We start from the raw sequence: 25,561 nt of genomic DNA, 5'->3' as shown, positions 1-25,561 counted from the left end.
CTCAGGAAACGCGTTTCAGCACAGCGTTAACCGCAGCCTCGGCGGTAATACCGAAGTGCTTGTAAAGCTCCTTGGCCGGGCCGCTTTCGCCGAAGGAATGCATGCCGACGAATTCGCCATCCTGGCCGATCACGGCATCCCAGCCCCAACGCACGGCAGCCTCGATCGCGACCTTCACCGGCGCATTTCCGATGATGGCGGCGCGCTTGGCCTCTGGTTGCGCTAACAACAGCTCGAGCGACGGAACGGAAACAACGCGCGAGGCGATGCCGCGTTCCGCGAGCTGCTTCTGGGCGGCGACCGCGATCTCGACCTCGGAGCCGGAGGCGAACAGCGTCGCCTTGGCTTCGCCCTCGGCTGCGACCAGCTCGTAGGCGCCGGCTGCGCAAGGGTTGTCGTTCGGCGCGGTGGTGCGCAGCTGCGGCAGGTTCTGCCGCGTCAGCGCCAGCACGGTCGGACCGTCCACGCGATTGAGCGCGAGCTCCCAGCACTCGGCGACCTCCATGGCATCGCACGGACGGAACACGCGCATGTTCGGAATGGCGCGCAACGCGGCGAGATGCTCGACCGGCTGATGGGTCGGACCGTCTTCGCCGAGCCCGATCGAGTCGTGGGTCATGACGTACACGACGCCGGAGCCCATCAGAGCGGCAAGGCGCATCGCGGGTCGTGCGTAGTCGGTGAACACCAGGAAGGTCGCGCCGTTCGGCGCGAAGCCGCCGTGCAGGAAAATGCCGTTCATCGCGGCGGCCATGCCGTGCTCGCGGATGCCGTAATGGATGAAGCGGCCCTTCGGCGTCTTGGCGGAGAAGGCGGTCGCCGACTTCGCCTTGTTGTTGTTGGAGCCGGTGAGGTCGGCCGAGCCCGCCAAAAATTCCATCGGCATCGCGCCGGCGATCACCTCGATCACCGCTTCCGAGGACTTGCGGGTCGCCGCAGTCATCGGCTTTTCCAGCAGCTCCTTCTTGTAGGCGCGCACCGCCTTTGCGAGCGAAGCGGGACGCTCGTGACGCAGGCGGCGCTCGAACTCGGCGCGCTTGCGGCTGCCGAGCTCGCCGAGCCGTGCTTCCCATTCCTGGCGCGCCGCCGCGCCGCGGCTGCCGGCTGCGCGCCACGCCTTCAGCACGTCCTCGGCGACCGCGAACGGCTCGAGCGAGATGCCGAGATTTTCCTTGGCGGCCTTGAGTTCGTCGGCCCCTAACGCTTCGCCATGCACCTTCGAGGTGCCGGCCTTGTGCGGCGCGCCGAAGCCGATGGTGGTGCGGCAGGCGATCAGCGTTGGCTTGTTGGATTTCTTCGCGCGCGTGATCGCATCGGCAATCGCCGCCTGGTCATGGCCGTCGATCTTCTCGGCTGCCCAGCCGGCCGACTTGAAGCGCTTCACCTGGTCGACGGAATCTGCGATCGAGGTCGGGCCGTCGATCGAGATGCCGTTGTCGTCGTAGAGCAAGATCAGCTTGTTGAGCTTCCAGTGGCCGGCCATCGCGATCGCTTCCTGCGACACGCCTTCCATCAGGTCGCCGTCGGAGGCGAGCACATAGGTGTGGTGATCGACGATCTTCTTGCCGAACTCGGCGGCGAGCATCTTCTCGGCGAGCGCCATGCCGACCGCGGTCGAGATGCCCTGGCCGAGCGGACCGGTGGTGGTCTCGATGCCCTTGGTGCGGAAATTCTCGGGATGCCCGGGGGTGAGCGAGTCGACCTGGCGGAATTGCTTGATCTGGTCCAGCGTCATCTCGGAATTGCCGGTCAAGTACAGCAGCGAATAGAGCAGCATCGAACCGTGGCCGGCCGAGAGCACGAAACGGTCGCGGTCCGGCCAGGCGGGCGCGGCGGCGTCGAATTTCAGGAACTGCGTGAACAGCACGGTGGCGATGTCGGCGGCACCCATCGGCAGGCCGGGATGACCCGATTTCGCCTTCTCGACGGCGTCCATCGAAAGGCCGCGGATCGCGTTGGCCATACGGGAGTGATCGACCTGCGTCATGTCTGAAATCCGTCTGAAATGAGGCGCTTGGAGGCGATGTACGCCCGCGCGGGAGGAGCCTGGCGGCCACTGAAGGTCGGGGCTGGGATAGCACCTCGGTTCCGGGAGTCCAAGGCAGTCAAACGCGGATTTGGCCGCAAAAGTTGCCTCTGTGGAGATCGCTTTTCCGTCAGGTACCTGGGAGGGAGGAACTGACGGATCGGGACGGCCTCCGTCCCGATTGATCGGTGCATAGTTTCGCGGCGGCGTTGCGCTGGGCTAGCTTGCTTTGTAAATTTCTGCTTCTAACCGCTTGCCGAACCGAGTCTTTTGCCGGGCGGCAAGCTCCAGGAAAAGGCCACTGGGCAAAGGCCGCCAGGTTCCACCGCTGACTGCATGAACGATCGCGTGTCCAACAGTGCCGCCATGACGGAGTCCTCCGCGGTCGAGATCGAGATCGCGACCCGCAGGCTGATGGCGGCGCTCGACGCGCTCGAAAGCGCGGTGGAGCGCCGGCGCGACGCCGATCGCGACGAGAACGAGCTCGCGGCGCGGATCCAGGCGCTGGGCGCGGACCGCTCGCGGCTTGCCGACGAGCTCGACGGCGCGCTGGTGAAGGCGCGCAAGCTCGAGCGCACCAATCGCGAGATCTCTGACCGGCTGGATTCCGCGATCGTCACGATACGCTCGGTGCTCGATACCGGAGAGGACGGATGAGCCACATCAACGTCACCATCAATGGCCGGCAATATCGCATGGCCTGCGAGGAGGGCCAGGAGGTGCGGCTGCTCAAGCTCGCCGAGAGCCTGGAGACGCGGATCCAGTCGCTGCGCGGAAAGTTCGGCGAGATCGGTGATGCCAGGCTCACCGTGATGGCGGCGCTGACCGTCTGCGACGAGTTGGTCGACGTCGGCAACCGTGTCCGCAGCATGGAGCAGGAGCTGACCGAGCTGCGCGATTTCCGCAATGCCGCCGTCGAGCGCGCCAGGATGACGCAGACTGCGGTGGTGAACGCCCTGAACGCCGCCGCCGAACGCATCGAGAAGTCGACCCAGGTCCTGAACCGCACCGTCGGCAACGGGATCGCGATTGGGTAACGAGCCGCGAAAGCTGCGCTGAGTCATCGCCCCGGATCCTCTGGGGGATTGTCCCGATGTGGAGACACCCTCTCCCCAACCCTCCCCCGCAGGCGGGGGAGGGAGCGGACTTCCGCCGTGGCTCGCAGCCCGCTTCATGACGCCGAAGCACGCTCTCTCGCCGGGCTGGCGATTCGTCAGTATCGTTGTTACATTGGCCCTGCGAGGCTGCGACGCGCGTCAGGAGCCATATATCCCCGGGGCCTTATCGATCCTTTAGGGAACTGTCCCTGGCCGGGCCCGTGGGCCCGGACATATGGTGCCCACCTACTTTCGTAGGGAACTCCGGGATCGAGTGCTTCAACGGCGTACGCGGCTTCGCACTGTTTCTTCCTTCTGGTTCGTGCCTGTCGAATTGCGTCCCCGACACGCTTGCGGTCCAATCTCGGTGTCATGCCCCCCTAATGCGCACGTGGGACCGGGGGCATCGAGTACGCCGCCGCGTCGAGGTCTAGCACTGGCGTCTCTGGAATATCGGATCGTCCGCGTCGCGGGTGATGACGGCGGAGCAAGACTTCGCCTTCGGGGGAAAACGCGCATGCCCAACACGAAAGCCGAACTCCGTGCCAAAGCCCTCGCGGCGCGCGACGCCTTGAGCGAGAAGAAGCGCAGTGCCGCCGCCGCAAAGCTCGCCAAGCGTGGGCTGCCGTTCAAGCTTCTGCCCGACAGCATCGTGTCCGGCTATTCGCCGATCCGCAGCGAGATCGATCCGATGCCGCTGATGAAGGCGCTTGCGGAGCAGGGCGCCAAGCTGGCGCTGCCTTGCGTCACCGCGCGCGGCCAGGCCCTGGTCTTCCGCATCTTCCGTCCGAACGATCGTCTGATGCTCGGCCCGCTCGGCATTCCCGAACCGTCGCCGGCGGCCGCTGAAGTCATTCCGGATGTCATGCTGACGCCGCTCGCGGCATTCGATCGCCTCGGCCATCGCATCGGCTATGGCGCCGGGCATTACGATTTCACCTTCGCGCATTTGCGCAAAGCCAAGCAGATCGTCGGCATCGGACTTGCTTTTGCAGCGCAGGAGATCAAGGCGGTTCCGGCACTATCGCACGACGTCGCGCTGGATTATGTGCTAACGGAATCGGACGTGTTCGATTTCCGGAGTTCTGAAGTTGCGCATTCTCTTCGTGGGTGATGTCGTCGGCCGAGCGGGGCGCAACGCCATCGCCGAATATCTGCCCGGCATGGTCAAGGACTGGTCGCTCGATTTCGTCGTCGTCAACGGCGAGAATTCCGCCGGCGGCTTCGGCATCACGGAAGCGATCTATCAGGAGTTTCTCGACGCGGGCGCCGACGCGGTGACGCTCGGCAACCATTCCTGGGACCAGCGCGAGGCGCTCGTGTTCATCGAGCGCGCCGAGCGCCTGGTGCGTCCCGCCAACTATCCGCGCGGCACGCCCGGCCGCGGAGCGGCCCTGGTCGAGACCAAGAACGGCAAGCATGCGCTCGTCGTCAACGCGTTGGGGCGAGTCTTCATGACCCCGTTCGATGATCCCTTCGCAGCATTGGAGCGCGAGCTCGGGGCCTGCCCGCTCGGCGTTGCCGCGGATGCCATCGTCGTCGATTTCCATTGCGAGGCGTCGAGCGAGAAGCAGGGTATCGGCTTCTTCTGCGATGGCCGCGCCAGCCTCGTCGTCGGCACGCACACCCATGTCCCGACCGCCGACCACCAGATCCTCACGGGCGGCACCGCCTATATGACCGATGCCGGCATGACCGGCGATTACGATTCCATCATCGGCATGCAGAAGGAAGAGCCGCTGCGCAGGTTCACCTCGGGAATCCCGTCAGGCCGCTTCGAGCCGGCCGCGGGCGCAGCGACGCTGAGCGGCGTCGCGGTGGAGACGGATGACGCCACGGGCCTCGCGCTGAAGATTGCGCCGGTGCGTGTCGGTGGAAGGCTGGAGCCGGCAACGCCGAAATTCTGGTTGAGCTGAAGTTATCAGGCTGCATTGTGGCGCCCTCTCTCCCTTTGCAGAGGGTGGCTCGCCGCGTAGCGGCGAGACGGGTGAGCGACTGTCTCGTAAGCCGCCATTGGCGCTCGGGTGTCTGCCGCTGCTTCAACGAGCTGCACCGTTCCGAACTTCGGAAGGTGGGTCGGTCCGGGGCTAACAGCGGAGTTACGATTGCGAGTGCACTAAAATGGGTGGCTACGTAACAATACGTAGTTCCGTTCTTTCTTGATGCAGATGTCACAATGAGAGACTAGCGTGGTTCCATCATCGGCCTATTTCAGGCAGCTACCGATGACTGTGAGCAGAAGACTCGCGCCGCTCTCAGCGGGAGTAGTTATGCCAAAAAACTCTCACCGCCCGATCTGCCCGAAATGCGGTAAGCCGATGCACTTCGTGATCGTCAAGACAGGCGGTCGGAAGTTTCGGTGTATCAAGTGCGACGACATCGATCCAATGCAGGTCCCAGATTTTCAAGCTTGGACCAAGGGCGAATTGCGTCCGCCGAAAACGACATGAAGGCTACCTCATGCAATATCAGGGTATAGAATACACAATCGTCCAAGCAGCCAACCCTTCGGGCTGGAGATGGTCGTTTGAGCGAGAAGCACGTCCGCCGAAAACTGGCACTTCTTGCGATCGTGTCGGGGCAATTCTCGCCGTCGAATGGGCAATCAATCAAGCGCTCAAGCAGAATCGCTCTTCGAAAACGACCAGCTGAAAGGTTGGGTTCAAATATCGTGTGTGGCTGAGCGGCGGCCGCGTGCGAGCGCAACGTTCTGATCCAAGAGCTTCAGCTGGACAATCGGACGATAGAGAAGCGCCCCCGCATCTGTTCGGATCATTTGTTCGGCCAATCATCCGGCTTCATATGCTTGGCTTCTTCTTCGGCGAGAAGCTGGAGCAAAATACGGTGTCGAGCCTCGTCACGATGCGGGTCATCGGCACTCATGGCGATAAGCTTCCGATAGCAACGGATGTTTTCGTTGACGACATAGTTCCGCATGTTGCGCCCTCCCGAGAAATGGGACTTCAGGTCGCACCTGAGATCATTACTAGCTGCGCATTGCGCGCGCGACGCAAGATCGATTTGCTATGGAGGTGGAAAAATGCGGGACAGTGCCGCCGTCTCACAACCGATCGATGATTTTGCAACAAACTGGCCTTGCGGTCGTTCTGTCATCATCACCGGCTCTGCCTTGGGCTTCCGGTGGCTGAGAGACCCGGCTGTGCTCCCGCTCATGAACGGGAGTCACTCATGGAAAAGTCGTCACGGGAGCCCATCGCGCTGACCTGCCCAAAGTGCGGGAGGCAACCCAAGTTCATCACCACCTTTCTAGTCCCGCGAACAGGGCATACCGTCCGCATGTTCACCTGCGAGTGCGGGAAGCAAAACTGGATCGAAAGCGAATAGGAAGTGAGCCGCGGAAAGGGCTGGGCTGACGCACCCGTCCTGCAGGCAGGCCGGGACCTTACAGGGACTTCGAAACACCAACTGTCTGATATCTATAGCGCTCTCCTCGCTACCTTCTCCCACAGGGGAAGGCGCGTGGTCATCGCGGCGAGATTTACTCCGCCGTCTGCTGCCGCAACCCCGCGACATCCCTCGCCGTCAGCTTCGAGCCTTTCGCGCCGAACCGCGCCGTCACGTAATTCGCCACCGCCGCGATCTCGTCGTCGGTGTATGAATTGCCGACCGGCGGCATCGAGAGCGCGCCGTCGGGCGTATGTCGCTTGATGCCGGTAATCACGATCTGTGCGACGTTGGTCGCGGCGGGGGTCGTTGACGGGCAGAGCAGCTCTATTCTCCCGGAGAGGGCGGCAACGAGACGATGGTCTTTCAGAACAGGAGCCTCACGCTCCTGTTCTGCCCGACGCGTCAAAACGCGTCGTGGCCTGCCGGCGTAAGCCATTGATTTCGCACGCCCCGGCTACTGTGCATGGGGTTGTTTTCGAACTTTTGAGTTGGGACGCGGAAGCGCCGGCCGTCAGCCCTGCCTAAATCCCATCCGGAAAGCGCCCCAGTGCTTGCCGCGGATCACGATCGGCGAGGACAGATCCTTCATCAGCACGAACTGTCCGCCGCCCATGTCGCGGCGGTAGGTCTGGAGCAGGAACGGCTTGGTATTGCCCGCGACCTTCTTCACCGTGCGGTCGTTGAACAGGCGGCGGTTGCGGCAGTTGGCGTTATTCCAGACGGGGTCCTTGCCCTGCGGCAGGCGATAGTTCGGATTGTGGGTCGGCAGATAGCCATCCCGCGCCCAGGCGACGCAATAGACGATGCGCGGATCCGATTTCTGGATCGGGTCCTGGATCGCGGGCAGCACGCGGTCGGTGAATTCGACGTAGTTGGTAAGGTACTGCTTCGGATCGGTGCCGGGAATTTCGCGATAGGTCTCGTCGAGGAGCTGGTCCAGCGTGATGTCGCCGCGATCGATGGCGGCTTCGAATTCGGCCGTGATCCGCTTCGCGGTGTCGACCACGATTCGGATCAGCGGCGTGTCCGACGTCTCGACACCGCTGTCGGCGATCAGCGCGATCAGTCCTTCGGACGTGTCGAGCAGCTTGGCCACGCGCTCGTCGGCGTTCTTGAGGTCGCGCGAGGAGAGGTCGACGCCCTTGGCGAGCTCGTTGAGCTCGCTGATGACGGTGTCGCAATGTCCGAGATTGGAGGTCGCCGCGCGCGTGACGCTGCCGATCTCCGCTTCGACCGACGCAAATCCCTGCTGGACGCGCGAGATGATGCTGGAGATCTGCTGGGCGCCTTCGCCGGCGGTCTTGGCACGTTGCGAGGCATCGCTGCTTTCGCCGATCAGGCCTTCGATCTGACCATCGAGGTCGCGCACCGTGTCGGAGATCTGATGCGTGGCCTGACGGGTGGCTTCGGCGAGGTTCTTCACTTCGCTTGCGACCACCGCGAAGCCGCGGCCGGCATTGCCGGCGCGGGCGGCCTCGATGGTCGCGTTCAGCGCGAGCAGATTGGTCTGTTTGGCGATCGCCTCGATCGAGCCGGACACCTTCGCCACCTGCGCAAGCGCCGAGCCGACGGCGCTAAGGCGCGCCTCGATCCGCTCCACGGCTGCGACGAGCTCGGAGATGTGACTGACCGCGGTGTCGACGGCGCTGCGGGACTGCGCGATCTCGCCGACCGCCGCCGACGTGGTCGTCTGCACGGCCTGCGATGCATTGGCGATGTCGTGATTGGCCGAGACCATCGTCTCGGCCGTGCTCTGGAGGTGGTGGAACCGGTCGGACTGGCTCGCAACGCGGCTTGCGACTTCCTGGACGTTGCCGGCAATATCGGCGAGCTCCACGCCGAGGCCGCCGATGCGGTCGGCGAGCTGATCAATCAGCCGTTCGGCAAGCGTGCGGTTGGAGCCGGTGTCCATGACGGCAAGTTGTACGACGGACATGTTCGATGAGTCCTCCAGTCAGAGCCGCAACCCGGCTCACGGCGGCATTCCCATTCCAGTCGCGACTTTAGAGGATGATTCGCGGCAGGCGTCTTGCCTGAGCGTGCACTACAGCTTGTAGGCGGTACGGAATCCACCCCAGTGCCGGCCCTGCACGCGGATCGGGACGTCGATCTCGCGCATCATCACCGTGTTCCCGTTGCCCATGTCGCGCGCATAGCTTTGGACCAGGTACGATCGCAGGTTGCGCGCGGCAGCCAACCCCGCCGGATCGTTGAATATCCGGCGGTTGCGGCTGTTGGCCGTGTTCCAGGCAACGTCGCCCGGCCGCTGCGGATGCGAATAGATCTTGTTGTGCACCGGCAGGAAGCCGTTGCGGTCGACCATGGCGCAGAAGGCCATGCGCTGGTCCTTCGCCAGAAAGGCTTCCTGGAATGGCGGCAGGGCCCGGTCGGCCCAGTCGAGATATTTCGTGCGGTATTGCTGCGGATTGGTCCCGGCGATCTCGGCATAGTCGGTGTCGAAGAGGTCGTCGATCTTGACCTCGCCGCGTGCCACCGCCTGCTCGAAGATATTGGTCAGCGCGTTGCCCGCCTCCATGGCGCGGGTGACGAACTCGGTGTTCTCCTCGTGGATCGACCAGAGCTTGTCCTCGATCTTTTCGCGGAGCTCGGCATTGGGGCTGGCGAACTGTGCGCGGGCGCCGGCCTTGGACTGCTCGATCACGCGCAGCCGGCAGGCGCCGACGTCTTCGAGCGTGCCTTCGATCATCGCTTGCGGTGCGAGCCGGCCGGCGTCAGCGCCGCCGATCAGCACGCCGTCCATCGAGATCTCATAGACCGGCATCACGCCGCGCGCGCTCTCGAGCTTGAGATGGCAGGGCAGCCGTTCGGTCTTGCGGCGATCGTCGTGCTCGCTCTGGCGCAGCAGCACGGCGCAGCGCGACTTCAGCTTTTGCGCGAAGGTGGTGACGGCTTTGCCGGCACTGGCGACGTTCTCGCCATGGCTCTCGGCAGCCTTCGTCGCGGCATCGATCTCGGCCGCGCTCTCGCCGACCGAGACGATGAACTCCGAGGCGCTCGCGGCATTACCGGAGACTTCGCTGGTGGTGGCGTTCTGTTCGGCGACCGCGCCGTTGACGGTCTCGAACACCGGGCGGATCGCCTCGATCGCCTGCGAGATGCGGTGCACGGCATCCGCGGAGCCGGCGGCGTCGCGCTGCAATGCGTCGATCTTCTTGGTGATCTCTTCGGTCGCGCCTTGCGTCTGCACCGCGAGGGCCTTGACCTCGGTGGCGACGACCGCGAAGCCCTTGCCGGCCGCGCCCGCGCGCGCGGCCTCGATCGTCGAGTTGAGCGCGAGCAGCGTCGTCTGCCGCGCGATCTGCGCGATCAGATTGACGACGTTGCCGATGGCGGCTGAGGATTCGCGCAGGCGATCGACATTGGCGCGGGCTTCCTGTGCCGCGGCGCTGGCCTCGTCGGCGAGCTTGCCGGCCTCGCGAACCTGCGCTCCGATTCCCAGGGCGGATTGGGTGAACTTGTCGGCGGCATGGGCGAAGGTGGATGCGGTCGATTGCGCGGCGTTGGTGCGGCCGGTCAGGGCATCGGTGCGGTCGCGGATGGCGGCAAGCGTCGCCGCGGTCGCTTCGGCGCCGCCGGCCACGGAATTGGCGGCGCGTTCGAGCTGGCGGATCATGGCGCCGAGCTCGAGTTCCAGCAGCTCCAGGATTTCCCGCGCCGAATCAGTTTCGGCCACGGCGGCGGGCTCGGAATGGGCCGCCGGCTGCAGAGCCGCCGGGGCGGCCGCAGGCGCGGCCTGGTCCGGCAGGCGCTTCCGAAATAGTCCGAACGCCATCAGCTCTCTCTCGTCGGGATAAGGTCGGGCGCTATTTTCGCAGTCCGGAATGAAATCAGGGTTAACGGTGCCTCACCTCTAGGCACCGTCCATTACGGGGGCTACCTTTACAGTGCTACCTCAGAGGCCCAGATCCCTTTGATTCCGGTGGGGTGGCGGCCTATAAGGCCGCGCTTCCCACGCTCACCTTTGGCTGACGACTTTCCAAGAGACCACGCATGGCCGGACATTCCCAATTCAAGAACATCATGCACCGCAAGGGGCGGCAGGATGCGCAGAAGTCGAAGCTGTTCGGCAAGCTGGCGCGGGAAATCACCGTCGCAGCCAAGCTCGGCACGCCCGACCCGGCCATGAACCCGCGCCTGCGTGCGGCTATCATCGCGGCGCGCCAAGAGAACATGCCGAAGGACAATATCGAGCGTGCCGTCAAGAAGGCGCTCGGTAATGAGGGCGAAAACTATGACGAGATCCGCTACGAGGGCTACGGCCCCGGCGGCGTTGCCGTCATCGTCGAGGCGCTGACCGACAACCGCAACCGCGCCGCCTCCGACATCCGCTCCTTCTTCACCAAGTCGGGCGGCAATCTCGGCGAAACCGGCTCGGTGTCCTTCATGTTCGACCGCACCGGCATCATCGAATACGACCGCAGCGTCGCCTCCGACGACGCCGTGCTGGATGCCGCGATCGAGGCCGGCGCCGACGATGTGGTCTCCGGCGAAGGCGGTCACGAGATCTACGCCTCGACCGAAGGCTATCGCGACGTCGCCAAGGCGCTAGAGGCCAAATTCGGCGAGCCGCGCAAGGCCGCGCTGATCTGGAAGCCGCAGAACACGGTCGCAGTCGATGACGAGACCGGCGAGAAGCTCTTGAAGCTGATGGATCTGCTCAACGAGCACGACGACGTCCAGCAGGTCTACGCCAATTTCGAGGTGTCGGACGCGCTTGTTGCGAAGATGGGCGGCTGAGGCCGCTCGTGTCCCGGACGCGCCGCAGCGTGAGACGCCGCTGCGCAGAGCCGGGACCATCGTCCCGCAGACATCGGTGCCAATATGGGCCCCGGTTCAGCGCCGCACCGCTTCGCGCTGCGTCGCGCCCGGGGCACGGGCCACTTCCCCTGTTACTTCTGTTCTGTTTCTGTTTCGCTATCATCGGCCAGCCGCTATCACTGGCCCATGACCGCGCTCCCGATTCGCCAACCCGTCCGCATCATCGGCATCGACCCCGGCCTGCGCCGCACCGGCTGGGGCGTGATCGAGGCTGACGGCAACCGCCTGATCTATGTGGCCTGCGGCTCGGTGGAACCGCCGAACGACCTGCCGCTGGCGAGCCGGCTGCTCGCGATCCATGAAGGGCTGGCGGCCGTGCTTTCGAATCACCAGCCGATGGAAGCCGCGGTCGAGCAGACCTTCGTCAACAAGGACGGCGTTGCGACGCTGAAGCTCGGCCAGGCTCGCGGCGTCGCCATGCTGGCGCCCGCAATGTTCGGCATCTCTGTCGCCGAATACGCGCCCAACCAGGTCAAGAAAACCGTCGTCGGCGCCGGGCACGCCGAGAAGGCCCAGATCGCGATGATGCTGAAGATCCTTCTGCCCAAGGCCGATCCGCCGTCGGCAGACGCCGCCGATGCGCTCGCCATCGCCATCACCCATGCCCATCACCGCCAGAGCACCGCGCTGCGGCTGAAGGTGGCGAGCCTATGATCGGCAAGCTCAAGGGCCTGATCGATTCCTACGGCGAAGACTTCGTCATCCTCGACGTCGGCGGTGTCGGCTATCAGGTGCATTGCTCCTCGCGCACCTTGCAGCATCTGCCCTCGCCGGGCGAGGCCGCCGTGCTGTCGATCGAGACCTATGTCCGCGAGGATCAAATCAAACTGTTCGGCTTCCGCACCGACCAGGAGCGCGAATGGTTTCGTCTGCTGCAGACCGTGCAGGGCGTCGGCGCGAAGGTCGCGCTCGCCGTGCTCGGCACGCTGGCGCCTTCCGATCTCGCCAATGCAATCGCGCTCCGCGACAAGGCGGCGGTGGCGCGCACGCCCGGCGTCGGCCCCAAGGTCGCCGAGCGCATCGTCACCGAATTGAAGGACAAGGCGCCGGCCTTCGCCAATGTCGATCCCGCGGTGGTGCATCTCGCAGGCGCGGTCGACGATCAACGCGCGCCGCGGCCCGTGGCGGACGCGATCTCCGCGCTGGTCAATCTCGGCTATGGCCAGCCGCAGGCGGCCGCTGCGATTGCATCGGCCTCGCGCAGCGCCGGTGAGAATGCCGAGACGGCGCAGCTCATTCGCCTTGGCCTGAAGGAACTCGCGAAATGAGCGATCCCAAGGCCAGCCGCATGGTTTCGCCCGAGCGCCGCAGCGACGATGTCGGCGACACCGCGCTGCGTCCGCAATCGCTGTCCGATTTCGTCGGCCAGCAGCAGGCGCGCAAGAATCTCTCGATCTTCATCGAGGCTGCGCGCAAGCGCGGCGAGGCGCTCGATCACGTGCTGTTCGTCGGCCCGCCCGGCCTCGGCAAGACCACGCTGGCGCAGATCGTGGCGAAGGAGCTCGGCGTCGGCTTTCGCGCCACTTCGGGACCCGTCATCGCCAAAGCCGGCGATCTCGCCGCGCTGCTGACCAATCTCGAAGAGCGTGACGTGCTGTTCATCGACGAGATCCACCGCCTCAGCCCGGCGGTGGAAGAGGTGCTCTATCCCGCGATGGAGGACTTTCAGCTCGATCTCATCATCGGCGAAGGTCCGGCCGCGCGCTCGGTGAAGATCGAGCTGTCGAAATTCACGCTGGTCGGCGCCACGACGCGCGCTGGCCTGCTCACCAATCCCTTGCGCGATCGCTTCGGCATTCCGGTCCGCCTGAACTTCTACACCATCGAGGAATTGGAAAGCATCGTCAGCCGCGGCGCGCGCGTGCTCAATGTCGGCATGAGCGCTGACGGCGCCAACGAGATCGCGCGCCGCGCCCGCGGCACGCCGCGCATCGCCGGGCGCCTGCTCCGTCGCGTGCGCGATTTTGCTTCCGCTGCCGATGCCGACAAGATCGATCGCAAGATCGCCGATCACGCGCTGAGCGCGCTCGAGGTCGACGCTGCGGGTCTCGACGCCATGGATCGCCGCTATCTCACGACCATCGCGATGAACTATGGCGGCGGACCGGTCGGCGTCGAGACCATGGCCGCGGCATTGTCCGAGCCGCGCGATGCGATCGAGGACATCATCGAGCCGTATCTGATCCAGTGCGGCTACCTCCAGCGCACCCCGCGCGGCCGCCTGCTCACCTCGCACGCCTTCCGCCATCTCGGCATCGCCGAGCCCTCGCGCGATGCGGCGGCACAGTTCGGCCTGTTCGGCACCGACGAGAGCGACGACTGATCTGCGCAAACGGCGCGCTCCTTTCATGAACTTCTGGTGATCTCGTGCAGACGATCTGCACGAGCGCACCCCAATTCCGCTCCATTCGGACCGCATCAAAAGAGCGCATTCCGATCGGGTTTTCATGATCACGCGCCGTCATTTCATCCGTTCCATCGGCGGGCTGTCCGCCCTCAGCGTCTCGACCGCCGCCTACGGCGTCGGCATCGAGCCGGTGCTGCGGCTCCGCGTCACCCGCTATCATCCGAAGCCGCGGCAATGGCCGGCGGATCTTTCGCTGAAGATCGCCGCCATCGCCGACATCCATGCCTGCGATCCCTGGATGTCGCTGGAGCGGATCGAGGGCATCGTCGAACGCACCAACGCGTTGAAACCCGATCTCATCGTGTTGCTCGGCGACTATGTCGCCGGCCTCCATCACGTCACGCGCTTCATTCCGTCGCGCGAATGGGCGAGGGTGCTGGCCGGCCTGAAGGCGCCGCTCGGCGTCCATGCCGTGATGGGCAATCACGATTATTGGGACGACAAGACCGTGCAGCGGGCGGGGCGCGGGCCGACCATCGCGCATCGGGCGCTGGAGGCGGCCAGCATCCCCGTCTACGAGAACGATGTCGTGCGCCTTTCCAAGGACGGCCGCCCGTTCTGGCTCGTCGGGCTCGGCGATCAGCTGGCGTTCCTGCCGGCGCGGCGCTTTCGCAGCACCGGGCGCTTCGGCGCCGACGATCTCGCGGGCACGCTGGCGAAAGTCACCGACGATGCGCCAATCATCCTGCTCGCGCACGAGCCCAACATTGCACCGCTGGTACCCGCGCGCGTCGCGTTGCAACTGTCCGGCCACACCCATGGCGGCCAGGTCCGCCTGCTCGGCTGGTCGCCGGCCGTCTCGCCCAAGAACGGTATGCGGCTCGCCTATGGCCATTTCCGCCTGAAATGCGATCTCATCGTCTCCGGCGGTCTCGGTTGCAGCATCATGCCGGTCCGCGTCGGCGTGCCGCCCGAGATCGTCGAGGTGACGCTGGGGCGGGCTATGTCGGTTGTGTCCTGACCCGCTTGCGCGGGCGGCGGTTTTTGCGCAAAACGGGCTGATATCGACAAGCGAAGAGGCTCGCGACGTGACTGCCCATCTCGACGGCGAGATCCGCGACGGCCGCCACCACATGCAGGTGCGCGTCTACTACGAGGACACGGATTTTTCCGGCATCGTCTACCACGCCAATTATCTGCGCTACATGGAGCGTGGACGCACCAATCATTTGCGCTTGATGGGCGCCGAGCAGCAGGCTCTGTTCGAGCAGGCGGAGACGGAAGGCACGGGCTTCGCCTTCGTGGTGCGCTCGATGCATCTGGATTTTCTCAAGCCTGCGCGGATGGACGATGTGCTCGACGTCGTGACCTGGCCGGTTGCGGTGAAGGGCGCCTCCATCGTGCTCGCGCAGGAGGTGCGGCGCGGTGAGGACGTTTTGGTGAAAGCCGAGGTCCGCGTCGCCTTCATCAGCGGCGGACGCGCCCAGCCGATCCCCAAATCGATCCGCACGCTGATGAAGGCTGATGTGATTTCCTGATCGCTCAATAGGGGATGGCCTCTCGACTCCGCGGCATGCAGGCGTAGATTGCCGCTCCCGCCAAACCGATGAGGCCACCATGTCGCGCCCGCCGCTTCCACCCTTTACCCGTGAGACCGCCGCGCAGAAGGCGCGCATGGCGGAGGACGCCTGGAATTCACGCGATCCGGTCCGTGTCTCGCTCGCCTATACCGAGGACAGCCGCTGGCGCAATCGCTCCGAGGTCTTTCAGGGCCGCGAGGCGATCGTCGCATTCCTCACGCGCAAATGGGAGAAGGAGCACGACTATCGCCTCATCAAGGATCTCTGGGCCTTCGACGAGAACCGCATCGCCGTGCGCTTCCAGTACGAATGGCACGATGCAAGCGGCCAGTGGTATCGCTCCTATGGCAACGAGCAATGGGAGTTCGACGAACACGGCCTGATGAAGCGCCGCGAGGCCTCGATCAACGACATCATGATCGCCGAGAAGGATCGCCGCTTTCACTGGGCCGCGCCGGGGCCGCGGCCGGCGGACGTGGCGGGGTTGGGGACGGACCCGTTCTGAAGTTCGCGAGTGCCGCGCCTAAGGCGCCGCGCGCCGCGCCAAGAACCGCGTAATCGCCCCACCCAGTTTCGCATTGTCCATCGGCTCCGCCAGCGACGCCCTTGCCGTTGCGACCACCGCATCCGGTGCCTTGCCGTCGCGCAGATCGCAGCACACTTGCGCAAAGGCCACGTCGAACTCCGGATGCGGCTGCACGGTCAGCGTCGTGCCGTTGGCGTAGAGCAGGCCGGCATGCGGGGTGAACTCCGACGACAGAATCGTCAGCGCATCGTCCGGGGGCTCGATCACCTGGTCCTGATGCGAGGCGGCGATGGCGACCGCGTCGCCGTCGACGACGCCGTTCTCCGGCAGCACCTGATAAACGTGCCGGCCGATGCCCCAGCCCTTGTCCGACTTGCGCACGGTGCCGCCGAGCGCCTGCGCGATCAACTGATGACCGAAACAGACGCCGACCATCGGCGTCTTGTTGGCGTAGGCCGTGCGCACGAAATCTTCCAGCGGCGCGATCCAGTCGAGGCCGTCATAGACGCCGGCAGCGGCCCCGGTGATCAGGACGGCGTCGAGCTTGCCCGGATCGGGAAGCGCGTCGCCATTCGGGATGCTGACGACGTCTACCGTGGCCGCCGGATCCTCGGCGCGGACCATGCGCTCGAACATGTCGGGAAACGAGCCGTGACGCTTGCGATATTCCTTGGGAACGAGGCCGGTCTCGATGATGGTGATGCGTGCCATGTGCCCTGCTTCGGTTGCGTAGCTATAACACTGCACCAATGGCGTCCACGTCAACCGCCTGCAAGCTGGCTTGCCGTCTGGTCCTCGAACTCCTCGAGCGCCTTGCGCATGGTCTCGACGAGATCCAGCGCCACCGGCGACGGGCTGCGCTGCGCCGGGAAGACGGCGGAGAATTCGAAGTCGATGCGCGGCAGGAAGCGACGCGCGACCACGCCGCGGGTGGAAAATTCCCGCGCGGTGAAGGGGTCGCAGATCGCAACGCCGAGCCCTGACGACACCATGCCGCACATGATCTCCGACAAGGTGGTCTCGACCCTGAGCACGCGGCGGACTTCATGGCGATTGAAGACCTGGTCGACGAGATGCCGGCTCGATGATCCCGCCGACAGCGAGATGAAGGTCTCGCCTTCGAAATCGCTGGGCTCCAGGACTTCCTTCTCCGCGAGGCGATGGCCCGTCGGCAGCACCGCGACGCGCGCAGGCGCCGGCAGTCGCAGGCTTGGCAGGCCGGAATGGGCAATCGGCACCTCGGCAAAGCCGATGTCGCATTGGTTGTTCAGGACCCAGTCGACGACGATTGGAGAGATCACGCCGAAGAACGCGAGGTTGAGGTTCGGCCGCTCCTGCAGGAAGTGCCCTGCGAGGCGCGGCAAATAGCCGTTCGCCAGCGCCGGCAGCGCGGCGATGCGCAGCGAGCCGGTGCGGCGGCCGCGAATCTCCTCGGCGGCGGCGGTGATGCGTTCGAGACCGACGAAGGAGCGCTCGACCTCGGTATAGAGCGCCATCGCCGCCGCGGTCGGCACCAGGCCAGTGCCGCGCCGCTCGAACAGCTCCATCTTCAGCAGGGCCTGGAGGTCGCGCAGCAACCGGCTCACCGCCGGCTGCGTCACCACCATCAGCTTCGCAGCCTCCGTGACGCTGCCGGTCAGCATCATCGCGCGGAAGGCCTCGACCTGCCGCGAATTGATCCGCGCCATCTCGTCATCCAATCATAACATTTCGGCATGCAGAGGGTGCCATTATTCATTGGACGATGGAAGTAAAGGTCTGCGATCTTTTTCATCAGAGCTGGAGCCAGCCCGCTTTTTCGGCAGATTGGAGGGATTTTGACCTCCAAATCGCGCCAGACCCGCCGAACAGGGGCCGGAGCCCTGATCCGAGAGGGATTTGCGCGGAAGGAAATGCGGAAGGCGCCCCAGCCGGAGATTTGTCGGCACGTCACCTCATTCCGGTATGGAGATCGGTCCACATGACAACTTTTCGCCTTCTGACCGCGGTCAGCATCGCAGCGCTCGTCGCCGCCCCGTCGGCCGCCTCGGCCCAGCAAAAGACTCTCTACGTCGCCGGCTATGGCGGCTCGTTCGAGAAGACGATCCGCGACGAGGTGATCCCGGCCTTCGAGAAGGAGAACGGCGTCAAGGTCGAATACGTCGCCGGCAACTCCACCGATACGCTGGCAAAACTCCAGGCGCAGAAGGGCAACCAGCAGATCGACGTCGCCATCGTCGATGACGGCCCGATGTACCAGGCGATCCAGCTCGGCTTCTGCGGCAAGCTCGACGGCCTGCCCGCAGATCTCTACGACACCGCGCGCTTCAAGGACGATCGTGCCGTCGCCATCGGCATCGTCGCGACCGGCCTGATGTACAACACCAAAGTGTTCAAGGAAAAAGGCTGGGCGGCGCCGACCTCCTGGAACGATCTGAAGGACACCAAATACGCCAAGCAGCTCGTGATTCCGCCGATCAACAACACGTACGGCTTGGAAGCGCTGGTGATGCTGTCGAAGATGAACGGCGGCGGCGAGACCAACGTCGATTCCGGCTTCAAGATCTTCAAGGAACAGATCAATCCGAACGTGCTCGCCTATGAGCCGTCGCCGGGCAAGATGACCGAGCTGTTCCAGTCCGGCCAGGCCGTCATCGCGGTGTGGGGCACCGGCCGCGTGCAGAGCTTTGCCAATACCGGCTTCCCCGTCGACTTCGTCTATCCGAAGGAAGGCGCGGCGACGCTGCTGACCACGGCGTGCCCGATTGCCAAGCCCAATGCCTCGCCGCTGGCGGCAAGCTTCGTCAAGATGCTGCTCGATCCAAAAGTCCAGCTCGTGATGCTGAAGGATTACGGCTACGGCCCGGTGCTGAAATCGCTGGCGATCCCACCCGAGCTCGGCAAGATGGCGCCGATCGGCGAGCGTGCGGCGAAGCTCTACAATCCGGACTGGACCGTCATCAACGAGAAGCGCGAGGAGTGGACCAAGCGCTGGAATCGCGAGGTCGAGCGCTGATCTGAGCGTTCACGGAGACAGCGCATGGCCTATCTCGAGCTCGATCGGGTCGCAAAACAGTTCGGCGCGCAGACCGTGGTCGACGACTTCAGCCTGTCGGTGGGGAAGGGGGAATTCATCTCCTTCCTCGGCCCCTCCGGCTGCGGCAAGACCACAACGTTGCAGATGATCGCGGGCTTCCTCGATCCCTCACGCGGCGCAATCCGGCTGGAGGGCAAGGACCTGACCGCGATCCATCCGGCCAAGCGCGGCCTCGGCATCGTGTTCCAGAGCTACGCGCTGTTTCCGCACATGACGGCGGCCGAGAACGTCGCGTTCGGCCTCGAGATGCGCAACGTGCCGCGGGCTGATAGGGCCGAACGTGTCCGCGCCGCGCTCGCGATGGTCGGCCTTGCCGGCTTTGAGGACCGTCATCCCCGCCGCATGTCCGGCGGGCAGCAGCAGCGCGTGGCGCTGGCGCGCGCGCTGGTGATCAAGCCGAGCGTGCTGCTGCTGGACGAGCCCTTGTCGAACCTCGACGCCAAGCTGCGCGAGGAGATGCAGATCGAACTGCGCCAGATTCAGCGCACCATCGGCACCACCACAATCCTGGTCACGCATGACCAGAACGAGGCGATGTCGCTGTCCGACCGCATCGTGGTGATGAGCCAGGGCAAGATCGAGCAGATCGGCACGCCGCAGGAAACGTATGAAAGGCCGGCCTCGGCCTTCGTCTCGCAATTCCTCGGCAAGACCAATGATTTTGCCGGCACGATCGACCGGACCGCGGCGCCCGCGCAGTTGATGGCGGGCTCCTGGAGCGCGCCGGCGCCGGCCGGGCTCAGTGGCCCTGTCACCGTCAGCATTCGGCCCGAAAGGATCGGTTTCGGTGATACAGGGCTCGGCGCAAAGATCATCACGCGCATTTTCCAGGGCAATCACTGGCTATTCCAGTGCGAGAGCGAGTGCGGCCCGGCGATCGTGATCCGCCAGAACGACGGCACGGCGCAGCCGGCCGAAGGCGACGCCGTTCGCCTGACCTGGCGCCCCGAGGACATGAGCGTGCGCGCGAGGACTGCGGCATGAGCATGGCTGCCGAGGAGCGCAGCGTACGCGCGCCATGGGCGCTGACGGCGCCCGCCCTGATGCTCTTCGTCGGCGTGCTTCTGATTCCGCTGGCGATGACGGTGATGCTGTCGTTCCACGATTGGGGCCAGTACAAGGGCATCGAGCCGGTCTTCATCCTGAAGAACTGGCACGAGATCGCGACCGATCCCTATTACGCCGAAATGTTCTGGCGGACCTTTCGCATCGCGATCCTGACCACGCTGCTCACTGCGCTGCTTGGCGCACCCGAAGCCTACATCCTCAACCGCATGAGCGGCCGCTGGAAGAGCTTCTTCCTGCTGGTCATTCTCGGGCCGCTCTTGATCTCCGTGGTGGCGCGCACGCTGGGCTGGGCGCTGCTGTTCGGCGGCAACAACGGCCTCGTCAACAAGCTCCTGATGTCGCTCGGCGTGATGCGCTCGCCGATCCCCTTCATGTTCACTGAAACCGGGATGGTGATCGCGCTCGCACATGTCATGATGCCGTTCATGGTGCTGTCGGTATGGGCGGCGCTGCAGCGGCTCGATCCGCAGATCGAGAACGCCGCGATGTCGCTCGGCGCGGGGCCCGCGACCATCATCCGCCGCATCATCATGCCGCAGATCATGCCGGGCGTGCTGTCGGGTGCGATCATCGTGTTCTCGCTCTCGGCCAGCGCCTTCGCGACACCCGCGATCATCGGCGGCCGCCGGCTCAAGGTTGCGGCGACGCTGGCCTATGACGAGTTCCTCAACACCCTGAACTGGCCGCTCGGGGCGGCGGTCGCCACGCTGCTGCTGGTTGCGCTGGTGCTGATCGTGGTCGGCAGCAACGCCCTGATCGAGCGGCGTTATGCGGAGGTGTTCCGATGAGACGGAACGGCCCGCTCGCGCTGATCTTCCACACCATCTTCGTCATCGTCATGGTGGCGCCGATCCTGGTGGTCTGCCTGGTCGCCTTCACGCCCGAAGGCTTTCTGTCACTGCCGACCAATGGCTTCTCGCTGCGCTGGTTCAGGACGATCGCGAACTATCCCGAATTCATTCACGCCTTCTGGGTCAGTCTTGGCCTCGGCGCGCTCTCGTCCTTCGTCGCGCTGCTGTTCGCGGTGCCGGCGGCACTGGCGATCGCGCGCTATCGCTTCCGCGGCCGTGATGCGCTCGCCGCGCTGTTCCTGTCGCCGCTGATGATCCCGCATGTCGTGCTCGGCATCGCCTTCCTGCGCTTCTTCACCTCGGCGGGCCTCGGCGGCAGTTTCGCCGCGCTGATCATCGCGCATGTCATCATCGTGTTTCCGTTCGCGCTGCGGCTGACGCTGGCGGCGGCGACCGGCATGGACCGCACGGTGGAGATGGCGGCGGTCTCGCTCGGCGCCGGCGGCTGGACGCTGTTTCGCCGGGTGACCTTGCCGCTGATCCTGCCCGGCGTCATCAGCGGCTGGGCGCTCGCCTTCATCCAGTCCTTCGACGATCTCACCATGACCGTCTTCCTCGCCGCGCCCGGCACCGAGACGTTGCCGGTGCGCATGTTCCTTTACATCCAGGACAACATCGATCCGCTGGTGACGTCGGTCTCGGCCTGCGTGATCGCTGTAGCCATGACCGCCCTCATTCTGCTCGACCGCTTCTACGGGCTCGACCGCGTGCTCGCCGGCAAGGGCGGCGACACCGGGCGATAGGAGAAACCCATGTCAGGAGACTATGACGTCGCCGTCGTCGGCGGCGGATTGCTCGGCTCCGCCATTGCCTGGGGCCTCGGCCGCCTCGGCAAGAAGGTGGCCGTGCTCGACGAAGGCGACATCACCAAGCGCGCCTCGCGCGCGAACTTTGCGCTGGTCTGGGTGCAGAGCAAGGGGCTCGGCATGCCCGCCTATACGGTGTGGACGGTGCAGGCCTCGCAGGCGTGGGGCCGGCTGGCGTCCGAGCTGAAGCAGCAGACCGGGCTCGACGTCGCCCTCCAACAGAACGGCGGCTTTCATCTCACCCTTGGCGAGGACGAATTCGGCCAGCGCGCCGAGCTCGTCAAGCGGATGCACAACCAGGCCGGCGCGGCCGACTACAAGATGGAGATGCTGCGGCCCTCGGACGTGAAGAAGGCGCTGCCGCTGATCGGGCCCGAAGTGTCCGGCGGCAGCTATTGTCCGCTCGACGGCCACGTCAATTCGCTGCGCACGTTCCGGGCTTTCCATACAGGGTTGAAGGCGTTCGGCATCGACTACTTTCCGGAGCGGCCGGTCTCGGCGATCAGCAAGAGCGGCGGCGAATTCCGCCTGACCACGCCAAAGGGCGAACTCCGCGCCGCCAAGATCGTGCTTGCTGCCGGCAACGCCAACCAGACGCTCGCGCCGATGGTCGGCCTCTATGCACCGATGGGTCCAACCCGCGGCCAGGTCGTGGTGACCGAGCGCACCATGCCGTTCCTGCCGCATCCCTTGACCACGATCCGCCAGACCGACGAGGGCACGGTGATGATCGGCGACAGCAAGGAGGATGAGCTCGATGATCGCACCCTGAAGCCCTCGATCAGCGGCGTCATGGCCGATCGTGCGCAGCGCATGTTTCCGCATCTGTCGCGGCTCAACGTCGTCCGAAGCTGGGCCGGCATCCGCGTCATGCCGCAGGACGGCTTTCCGATCTACGACCAGTCGGAGACGCATCCCGGCGCCTTCGTCGCCTGCTGCCATTCCGGCGTGACGCTCGCGTCCAACCACGCCTTCGAGATCGCGCGCATGGTCGTGCAGGGCGCGCTCGAGCCCGAGCTGGTCGGCGCGTTCTCGGCGAGCCGTTTCGGCGCCGCCGGCGCGGCGAACAACAGCGGCTACTAGAGATATTGAGGAAGCCAGGATGTTCAGACGATCCGAACAGGACAAACGGCCGGCCGTGCAAATCTTCGTCGACGGCGTCGCCGTCGCGGCACGCCAGGGCGACACCGTCTCTGCCGCGCTGCTGGCCTCCGGCGTCGACGCACGGCGCTCGACGGCGGTGAGCGGCGCGCCGCGCCTGCCCTATTGCATGATGGGCGTGTGCTTCGACTGTCTCGTCACCATCGACGGTGTCGGCAACCGCCAGGGCTGTCTTGTGCCCGTCGCGGAGGGCATGCAGGTCGAAATCCAGAAGGGCAAGCGGGAGATCGGAAAATGACTGTGGCTCCCAAGCGCGAAGACTATGACGTCGTGGTGATCGGCGCGGGACCTGCGGGCCTCGCCGCCGCGGCAACCTCTGCCGAAGCCGGCCTCGCAACGCTGCTGCTCGACGAGAATGCCGGTCCGGGCGGTCAGGTGTTTCGCGCCATCGCCTCGACGCCGGTGACTGATCGCAAGCAGCTCGGCGAGGACTATTGGATCGGTGCCGATCTCGTGCAGTCGCTGCGCGCTGGCAGCACCGAAGTGATCCATCGCGCGACCGTCTGGAGTCTCGATCGCAATCTCGACATCGCGGTTTCGATCGGCGGCGCCTCCGCCTTCGTCAAGGCGAAGCGCGTGATCCTCGCGACCGGTGCGCTGGAGCGGCCGTTTCCGATTCCCGGCTGGACCTTGCCGGGCGTGATGACCGCCGGCGCGGCGCAGACCATGCTGAAATCCTCTGCGCTCGTGCCCGACGGCCGCACGGTGATCGCGGGGCAGGGCCCGCTGCTCTGGCTGCTCGCCGCGCAGATTTTGCGGCTCGGCGGCCGCATCGACCGCATCCTCGATACCACCGAGCGCAGCAACTACTTCGCGGCCTTGCCGCACGCCTTCGCCTTCCTGACCTCGCCCTATTTCGCCAAGGGCCTGTCGATGATGCGCGAGGTGAAGGCGAAGGTGCAGGTCGTCTCCGGCGTCACCGAGCTTGCGGCGGCCGGCGACGGCCAGCTCGCGAGCGTGAGCTATGTCGCAGGCGGCAAGCGCGAGACCATTGCCGCCGATCTGCTCTTGCTGCATCAGGGCGTCGTGCCCAACGTCAATCTGGCGATGGCGGCCGGCGTCGAGCACCGCTGGGACAATCTGCAACTGTGCTGGTCGCCGGTGCTCGATGCGAGCGGCAATTCGTCGGTTGCCGGCATCGCGATCGCCGGCGACGGCGCCGGCATCGGCGGCGCCAATGCGGCCGTTGTGCGCGGCCGCATCGCTGCGCGCGCGGCGGTCGAAGCGCTGGCCCCCGCTGCTGCCGAGAAGCTTGCGACGATGGCGACGCTCCGTTCCGATCTCGCCAAGGCGGAACGCGGTCGCGTCTTCCTCGACACGCTGTTCCGCCCCGCGCCGCAATTCCGGATCCCCTCGGGCGACACTATCGTCTGTCGCTGCGAAGAGGTGACGGCAAAGGACGTGCTCGATTCCGTCGCGATCGGCGCGACCGGGCCCAATCAGCTCAAAGCCTATCGCCGCACCGGCATGGGCCCGTGCCAGGGCCGTCTCTGCGGTCTCACCGTCACGGAGCTGATGGCGCAGGCGCGCGGGAAGACGCCGCAGGAGATCGGCTATTACCGGCTGCGCGCACCGGTCAAGCCGATCACGCTCGCCGAGCTCGCCGCCGTCCCGAAGAGCGAAGACGATATCAAGGCGGTGGTGCGCGGATGACTCGAAATGTGGATGCGATCGTCATTGGTGGCGGCATCCACGGATGCTCGACCGCGCTGCATCTCTGCCTTGCCGGGCTGAAGCCGGTGCTGATCGAGAAGGACTATGCCGGCCGCCATGCCTCCGGCGTCAACGCCGGCGGCGTGCGCCAGCTCGCGCGGCACATTCCCGAGATCCCGCTCTCGATCCGCTCGATGGGAATCTGGGAGAAGATTTCGGATCTCGTCGACGACGATTGCAGCTTTGAAAGCTACGGCCAGGTGCTGGTCGCGGAGAACGAGGAGGAGCTCGCGGTCTGCCGCGCGCGTGTCGCCGAGCTCAACGCGCTCGGCTTCACCCATGAAGAGCTGATCGACGCTGCCGAACTCCGGCGTCTCGTGCCGGCAGTCGCCGAAACCTGCCCTGGCGGCGTCGTGTCGCGCCGCGACGGCGCGGCCAATCCGGCGCAGGCGACGACGGCGTTCCGCCGCAAGGCGGAGCAGCTGGGTGCGACCGTGCGCGAAGGCATGGCCGCCGGCAACATCCGCTATGACGACGGCCTCTGGCATGTCGATGTCGGCCCTGAAACATTTGCCGCGCCGGTGCTCGTCAATGCCGCCGGCGCCTGGGCCGGCAAGATCGCGGCTGATCTCGGCGAGCCGGTGCCGGTCGAGACCGTGGCACCGATGCTGATGATCACCTCGCGCGTGCCGCACTTCATCGATCCCGTCGTGATCCTGCGGGGGCGAAAGCTCTCCTTCAAGCAATTCAAGAACGGCACCGTGCTGATCGGCGGTGGTCATCTGGCGACGCCCTATCAGGATCGCAACGAGACGGTGCTGGACTGGAAGAGTCTCGCGACCAGCGCTCGCACCGTGTTCGAGCTGTTCCCGGTGATGCGCAGCGCCACCATCGTCCGCGCCTGGGCCGGCATCGAGGCGAAGATGAAGGACGATATTCCCGTGTTCGGCCCGAGCAGCCGTCACAAGGGCCTCTATCACCAGTTCGGCTTCTCGCTGCACGGCTTCCAGCTTGGCCCCGGCGCCGGCGCCGTGATGGCGGAGCTGATCGTCAACGGCGGCACCCAAACCCGCATTGGCGATCTCGGCATCGACCGTTTCCATCCTTCCACGCTCTAAAGAGG

At 65.3% G+C, this 25,561-nt stretch carries 25 protein-coding genes, 1 other RNA gene and 1 pseudogene; 20 read left to right on the top strand and 7 right to left on the bottom strand.

Features of this window, described 5'->3' with window-relative positions; genetic code table 11:
- Position 1 precedes the first annotated feature (1 nt).
- Positions 2-1,987: a transketolase gene (tkt, locus tag AC0WRY_RS30335; RefSeq protein ID WP_491122201.1), complete on the bottom strand. Its 1,986-nt coding sequence runs from the start codon at positions 1,985-1,987 to the stop codon at positions 2-4.
- A gap of 375 nt (positions 1,988-2,362) precedes the next feature.
- Here tkt and AC0WRY_RS30330 point away from each other — a divergent pair, with 375 nt between their 5' ends.
- From AC0WRY_RS30330 to AC0WRY_RS30310, 5 genes are all read left to right on the top strand, one after another.
- Positions 2,363-2,683, top strand: coding sequence for a DUF4164 domain-containing protein (locus AC0WRY_RS30330; protein ID WP_018318703.1), 321 nt, complete (start codon positions 2,363-2,365; stop codon positions 2,681-2,683).
- Positions 2,680-3,063 (top strand): cell division protein ZapA, encoded by a 384-nt coding sequence (locus AC0WRY_RS30325; RefSeq protein ID WP_194404398.1) that lies wholly within the window; start codon positions 2,680-2,682, stop codon positions 3,061-3,063. Before AC0WRY_RS30330 ends, AC0WRY_RS30325 begins: the two co-directional genes overlap by 4 nt.
- Before the next feature lie 201 nt (positions 3,064-3,264).
- A non-coding RNA gene (ssrS, locus tag AC0WRY_RS30320) (6S RNA) lies at positions 3,265-3,425 on the top strand.
- A gap of 215 nt (positions 3,426-3,640) precedes the next feature.
- A complete protein-coding gene (locus tag AC0WRY_RS30315) occupies positions 3,641-4,237 on the top strand; it encodes a 5-formyltetrahydrofolate cyclo-ligase (RefSeq protein WP_491122200.1) in 597 nt (198 codons plus the stop codon).
- Positions 4,215-5,039 (top strand): TIGR00282 family metallophosphoesterase, encoded by an 825-nt coding sequence (locus AC0WRY_RS30310; protein WP_211415916.1) that lies wholly within the window; start codon positions 4,215-4,217, stop codon positions 5,037-5,039. The genes AC0WRY_RS30315 and AC0WRY_RS30310 overlap by 23 nt, the downstream gene beginning before the upstream one ends.
- Positions 5,040-5,895: 856 nt before the next feature.
- Here AC0WRY_RS30310 and AC0WRY_RS30305 read toward each other — a convergent pair.
- The 4 genes and pseudogenes from AC0WRY_RS30305 to AC0WRY_RS30290 form a co-directional block, all read right to left on the bottom strand.
- Positions 5,896-6,060 carry a hypothetical protein gene (locus AC0WRY_RS30305; RefSeq protein ID WP_491122199.1) on the bottom strand — a complete coding sequence of 55 codons (165 nt, stop codon included), beginning with the start codon at positions 6,058-6,060 and terminating at the stop codon, positions 5,896-5,898.
- Between the two features lie 562 nt (positions 6,061-6,622).
- Positions 6,623-6,832 (bottom strand): annotated as a pseudogene (locus AC0WRY_RS30300) (c-type cytochrome); the annotation flags it as partial.
- A 210-nt stretch (positions 6,833-7,042) separates the two neighbouring features.
- Positions 7,043-8,467, bottom strand: coding sequence for a methyl-accepting chemotaxis protein (locus tag AC0WRY_RS30295; protein ID WP_285807946.1), 1,425 nt, complete (start codon positions 8,465-8,467; stop codon positions 7,043-7,045).
- Between the two features lie 108 nt (positions 8,468-8,575).
- Positions 8,576-10,324 carry a methyl-accepting chemotaxis protein gene (locus AC0WRY_RS30290; protein ID WP_491122198.1) on the bottom strand — a complete coding sequence of 583 codons (1,749 nt, stop codon included), beginning with the start codon at positions 10,322-10,324 and terminating at the stop codon, positions 8,576-8,578.
- Between the two features lie 218 nt (positions 10,325-10,542).
- Between AC0WRY_RS30290 and AC0WRY_RS30285 the strand changes: the two genes are divergently transcribed.
- The 7 genes from AC0WRY_RS30285 to AC0WRY_RS30255 all read left to right on the top strand — a co-directional run bounded on the left by AC0WRY_RS30285 (position 10,543) and on the right by AC0WRY_RS30255 (position 15,802).
- The gene (locus tag AC0WRY_RS30285) at positions 10,543-11,289 is read left to right on the top strand and encodes a YebC/PmpR family DNA-binding transcriptional regulator (protein ID WP_211415920.1); all 747 of its coding nucleotides are present in this window, start codon (positions 10,543-10,545) and stop codon (positions 11,287-11,289) included.
- Between the two features lie 207 nt (positions 11,290-11,496).
- On the top strand, positions 11,497-12,024 hold the full coding sequence (gene ruvC, locus AC0WRY_RS30280) for a crossover junction endodeoxyribonuclease RuvC (protein ID WP_194404392.1): 528 nt from the start codon (positions 11,497-11,499) through the stop codon (positions 12,022-12,024).
- Positions 12,021-12,638 carry a Holliday junction branch migration protein RuvA gene (gene ruvA, locus AC0WRY_RS30275; protein WP_194404391.1) on the top strand — a complete coding sequence of 206 codons (618 nt, stop codon included), beginning with the start codon at positions 12,021-12,023 and terminating at the stop codon, positions 12,636-12,638. The genes ruvC and ruvA overlap by 4 nt, the downstream gene beginning before the upstream one ends.
- A complete protein-coding gene (gene ruvB / locus AC0WRY_RS30270) occupies positions 12,635-13,693 on the top strand; it encodes a Holliday junction branch migration DNA helicase RuvB (protein WP_063200966.1) in 1,059 nt (352 codons plus the stop codon). Before ruvA ends, ruvB begins: the two co-directional genes overlap by 4 nt.
- Before the next feature lie 124 nt (positions 13,694-13,817).
- On the top strand, positions 13,818-14,738 hold the full coding sequence (locus AC0WRY_RS30265; protein ID WP_491122197.1) for a metallophosphoesterase: 921 nt from the start codon (positions 13,818-13,820) through the stop codon (positions 14,736-14,738).
- Between the two features lie 67 nt (positions 14,739-14,805).
- Entirely contained in the window at positions 14,806-15,255 is a 450-nt protein-coding gene (gene ybgC / locus AC0WRY_RS30260; protein WP_211415922.1) for a tol-pal system-associated acyl-CoA thioesterase, read from the top strand.
- A 79-nt stretch (positions 15,256-15,334) separates the two neighbouring features.
- Complete coding sequence (locus tag AC0WRY_RS30255; RefSeq protein ID WP_259216374.1) at positions 15,335-15,802, top strand: nuclear transport factor 2 family protein; 468 nt, start codon at positions 15,335-15,337, stop codon at positions 15,800-15,802.
- A gap of 18 nt (positions 15,803-15,820) precedes the next feature.
- Here AC0WRY_RS30255 and AC0WRY_RS30250 read toward each other — a convergent pair whose 3' ends face one another.
- Positions 15,821-16,534, bottom strand: a complete 714-nt coding sequence (locus AC0WRY_RS30250; protein ID WP_491122196.1) for a type 1 glutamine amidotransferase — start codon at positions 16,532-16,534, stop codon at positions 15,821-15,823.
- Positions 16,535-16,584: 50 nt separating this feature from the next.
- Complete coding sequence (locus tag AC0WRY_RS30245) at positions 16,585-17,511, bottom strand: LysR substrate-binding domain-containing protein (protein ID WP_063203811.1); 927 nt, start codon at positions 17,509-17,511, stop codon at positions 16,585-16,587.
- A 272-nt stretch (positions 17,512-17,783) separates the two neighbouring features.
- Between AC0WRY_RS30245 and AC0WRY_RS30240 the strand changes: the two genes are divergently transcribed.
- Genes AC0WRY_RS30240 through AC0WRY_RS30205 form a run of 8 tightly spaced genes read left to right on the top strand, consistent with a single transcriptional unit; the run spans position 17,784 to position 25,556 of the window.
- Positions 17,784-18,818: an ABC transporter substrate-binding protein gene (locus AC0WRY_RS30240; RefSeq protein WP_491122195.1), complete on the top strand. Its 1,035-nt coding sequence runs from the start codon at positions 17,784-17,786 to the stop codon at positions 18,816-18,818.
- Between the two features lie 24 nt (positions 18,819-18,842).
- Positions 18,843-19,883 carry an ABC transporter ATP-binding protein gene (locus tag AC0WRY_RS30235; protein WP_491122194.1) on the top strand — a complete coding sequence of 347 codons (1,041 nt, stop codon included), beginning with the start codon at positions 18,843-18,845 and terminating at the stop codon, positions 19,881-19,883.
- The gene (locus AC0WRY_RS30230; protein ID WP_211415927.1) at positions 19,880-20,755 is read left to right on the top strand and encodes an ABC transporter permease; all 876 of its coding nucleotides are present in this window, start codon (positions 19,880-19,882) and stop codon (positions 20,753-20,755) included. The genes AC0WRY_RS30235 and AC0WRY_RS30230 overlap by 4 nt, the downstream gene beginning before the upstream one ends.
- Positions 20,752-21,561 (top strand): ABC transporter permease, encoded by an 810-nt coding sequence (locus AC0WRY_RS30225; protein ID WP_491122193.1) that lies wholly within the window; start codon positions 20,752-20,754, stop codon positions 21,559-21,561. The genes AC0WRY_RS30230 and AC0WRY_RS30225 overlap by 4 nt, the downstream gene beginning before the upstream one ends.
- Positions 21,562-21,570: 9 nt before the next feature.
- A complete protein-coding gene (locus AC0WRY_RS30220; protein WP_491122192.1) occupies positions 21,571-22,707 on the top strand; it encodes an NAD(P)/FAD-dependent oxidoreductase in 1,137 nt (378 codons plus the stop codon).
- Positions 22,708-22,726: 19 nt separating this feature from the next.
- The gene (locus AC0WRY_RS30215; RefSeq protein WP_194404377.1) at positions 22,727-23,023 is read left to right on the top strand and encodes a (2Fe-2S)-binding protein; all 297 of its coding nucleotides are present in this window, start codon (positions 22,727-22,729) and stop codon (positions 23,021-23,023) included.
- On the top strand, positions 23,020-24,438 hold the full coding sequence (locus AC0WRY_RS30210; protein ID WP_491122191.1) for an FAD/NAD(P)-dependent oxidoreductase: 1,419 nt from the start codon (positions 23,020-23,022) through the stop codon (positions 24,436-24,438). Before AC0WRY_RS30215 ends, AC0WRY_RS30210 begins: the two co-directional genes overlap by 4 nt.
- Positions 24,435-25,556 (top strand): NAD(P)/FAD-dependent oxidoreductase, encoded by a 1,122-nt coding sequence (locus tag AC0WRY_RS30205; RefSeq protein ID WP_285807941.1) that lies wholly within the window; start codon positions 24,435-24,437, stop codon positions 25,554-25,556. The genes AC0WRY_RS30210 and AC0WRY_RS30205 overlap by 4 nt, the downstream gene beginning before the upstream one ends.
- Positions 25,557-25,561 lie beyond the last annotated feature (5 nt).

The organism is Bradyrhizobium sp. T-12, assembly GCF_058314695.1.
Note: the sequence above shows the minus strand (reverse complement) of the source record. Positions and strands in the feature narration are given on the sequence as shown.

What these genes read in the sequence shown, in the direction of transcription:
- tkt (WP_491122201.1), bottom strand. Translation starts at nt 1,987, where the DNA reads ATGACGCAGGTCGATCACTCCCGTATGGCCAACGCGATCCGCGGCCTT.
- AC0WRY_RS30330 (WP_018318703.1), top strand. Translation starts at nt 2,363, where the DNA reads ATGAACGATCGCGTGTCCAACAGTGCCGCCATGACGGAGTCCTCCGCG.
- AC0WRY_RS30325 (WP_194404398.1), top strand. Translation starts at nt 2,680, where the DNA reads ATGAGCCACATCAACGTCACCATCAATGGCCGGCAATATCGCATGGCC.
- AC0WRY_RS30315 (WP_491122200.1), top strand. Translation starts at nt 3,641, where the DNA reads ATGCCCAACACGAAAGCCGAACTCCGTGCCAAAGCCCTCGCGGCGCGC.
- AC0WRY_RS30305 (WP_491122199.1), bottom strand. Translation starts at nt 6,060, where the DNA reads ATGCGGAACTATGTCGTCAACGAAAACATCCGTTGCTATCGGAAGCTT.
- AC0WRY_RS30295 (WP_285807946.1), bottom strand. Translation starts at nt 8,467, where the DNA reads ATGTCCGTCGTACAACTTGCCGTCATGGACACCGGCTCCAACCGCACG.
- AC0WRY_RS30290 (WP_491122198.1), bottom strand. Translation starts at nt 10,324, where the DNA reads ATGGCGTTCGGACTATTTCGGAAGCGCCTGCCGGACCAGGCCGCGCCT.
- AC0WRY_RS30285 (WP_211415920.1), top strand. Translation starts at nt 10,543, where the DNA reads ATGGCCGGACATTCCCAATTCAAGAACATCATGCACCGCAAGGGGCGG.
- ruvC (WP_194404392.1), top strand. Translation starts at nt 11,497, where the DNA reads ATGACCGCGCTCCCGATTCGCCAACCCGTCCGCATCATCGGCATCGAC.
- ruvA (WP_194404391.1), top strand. Translation starts at nt 12,021, where the DNA reads ATGATCGGCAAGCTCAAGGGCCTGATCGATTCCTACGGCGAAGACTTC.
- ruvB (WP_063200966.1), top strand. Translation starts at nt 12,635, where the DNA reads ATGAGCGATCCCAAGGCCAGCCGCATGGTTTCGCCCGAGCGCCGCAGC.
- AC0WRY_RS30265 (WP_491122197.1), top strand. Translation starts at nt 13,818, where the DNA reads ATGATCACGCGCCGTCATTTCATCCGTTCCATCGGCGGGCTGTCCGCC.
- AC0WRY_RS30255 (WP_259216374.1), top strand. Translation starts at nt 15,335, where the DNA reads ATGTCGCGCCCGCCGCTTCCACCCTTTACCCGTGAGACCGCCGCGCAG.
- AC0WRY_RS30250 (WP_491122196.1), bottom strand. Translation starts at nt 16,534, where the DNA reads ATGGCACGCATCACCATCATCGAGACCGGCCTCGTTCCCAAGGAATAT.
- AC0WRY_RS30245 (WP_063203811.1), bottom strand. Translation starts at nt 17,511, where the DNA reads ATGGCGCGGATCAATTCGCGGCAGGTCGAGGCCTTCCGCGCGATGATG.
- AC0WRY_RS30240 (WP_491122195.1), top strand. Translation starts at nt 17,784, where the DNA reads ATGACAACTTTTCGCCTTCTGACCGCGGTCAGCATCGCAGCGCTCGTC.
- AC0WRY_RS30235 (WP_491122194.1), top strand. Translation starts at nt 18,843, where the DNA reads ATGGCCTATCTCGAGCTCGATCGGGTCGCAAAACAGTTCGGCGCGCAG.
- AC0WRY_RS30230 (WP_211415927.1), top strand. Translation starts at nt 19,880, where the DNA reads ATGAGCATGGCTGCCGAGGAGCGCAGCGTACGCGCGCCATGGGCGCTG.
- AC0WRY_RS30225 (WP_491122193.1), top strand. Translation starts at nt 20,752, where the DNA reads ATGAGACGGAACGGCCCGCTCGCGCTGATCTTCCACACCATCTTCGTC.
- AC0WRY_RS30220 (WP_491122192.1), top strand. Translation starts at nt 21,571, where the DNA reads ATGTCAGGAGACTATGACGTCGCCGTCGTCGGCGGCGGATTGCTCGGC.
- AC0WRY_RS30215 (WP_194404377.1), top strand. Translation starts at nt 22,727, where the DNA reads ATGTTCAGACGATCCGAACAGGACAAACGGCCGGCCGTGCAAATCTTC.
- AC0WRY_RS30210 (WP_491122191.1), top strand. Translation starts at nt 23,020, where the DNA reads ATGACTGTGGCTCCCAAGCGCGAAGACTATGACGTCGTGGTGATCGGC.
- AC0WRY_RS30205 (WP_285807941.1), top strand. Translation starts at nt 24,435, where the DNA reads ATGACTCGAAATGTGGATGCGATCGTCATTGGTGGCGGCATCCACGGA.